Below are 201 nucleotides of genomic sequence, written 5' to 3' on the forward strand. Positions count from 1 at the left end.
TCGTGCAGGATGACTCGGCTTCGCCTCGCCCTTCGGGCCGTCGCCGCAAGCGGCTCCGTTGTCTCACTGCGTTCGACCCGAACCTGCTGCAGAGAAACTCGTCTCATCCTGAGACTCGCCCTGCGGGCCAACGCTGCCGCGTCGTTCAAAATTGTTCCCGACAATTTTGTCGAATCGTTGAGTTCGGCGCATAGCAAAAAG

1 other RNA gene is annotated in these 201 nt (G+C 59.2%); it reads right to left on the reverse strand.

Features of this window, described 5'->3' with window-relative positions:
* A non-coding RNA gene (locus HMPREF3096_RS16505) (RtT sRNA) lies at nucleotides 1–131 on the reverse strand.
* Nucleotides 132–201 lie beyond the last annotated feature (70 nt).

Origin of the sequence: Klebsiella sp. HMSC25G12 (assembly GCF_001807705.1) — a bacterium.
GTDB lineage: Bacteria > Pseudomonadota > Gammaproteobacteria > Enterobacterales > Enterobacteriaceae > Klebsiella > Klebsiella variicola.